The 723-nt window shown below is 75.7% G+C and carries 1 pseudogene; it reads right to left on the bottom strand.

The annotated features are described in order from the left end of the window. A pseudogene (locus BZY54_RS52285) lies at positions 1-343 on the bottom strand (hypothetical protein); the annotation flags it as partial. Positions 344-723: the final 380 nt, after the last annotated feature.

Genomic DNA, 723 nt, shown 5'->3' with positions numbered 1-723 from the left:
CGGGCGCCGCGGCGGCCGCGCCGTGCGACTGCTGCGGCAGGGACTGGGGGCGGGTCTGAGGCTGGGACGTCGCGGACGTGACGGGCTCCGACGGCACGCTTCCCGCCTGCCCCGGCTCAACGGGGCCGGGAGCGGGCGCGGGTGCGCCGGGCTGACCAGGCAGGTCGGACGAGCCGGGCAGGCCCGGCAGATCTGGCAGATCCGGCACCGAAGGGTTGATCGGCACGGGCAGCGTCGGCGACTCGGGCAGCGACACCGCCACCGGCGGAATCCTCACCTCGACCCGCCCGCCCGTCACGGCCACCGTCAGATCACCGACCGGCTCGGCGAGCCGAAGCGACACGGACCGCCCCACGGCAACCGTCACCCGAGGGGCGACACGCTCGGTCACCGGAAGGACGCCGCGCTCGACCACTGGAAGGGCACCACGCCCCGGCGCCGAAGGGACTACGAGGGCCCGCGCCGAAGGGACTACGCAGGCCTGCGCCGAAGTGGTGACGCGGGACGCCGCTGGATGGAGCACGGGAGCGGGCACCGGACGGCCTGCGGATTCCGTCACCGGACGGACGACGGAGTTCGTCACCGGACGAGACGCGGAGCCCACTACCGGACGGACCACGGAGCGGGCGACCTCGCGAACGGCGGAGCCGGTGGTGCGGTGGACGGCTGAGTCCGTCACCGGACGAGCCGGCAGGCCCGTTGTGCCGTGGCCCGGGCGCCCGG

Origin of the sequence: Streptomyces carpinensis, assembly GCF_002154505.1 — a bacterium.
Classification (GTDB): Bacteria; Actinomycetota; Actinomycetes; order Streptomycetales; family Streptomycetaceae; genus Streptomyces; species Streptomyces carpinensis.
This window is presented reverse-complemented; position numbering and strand designations above follow the sequence as displayed.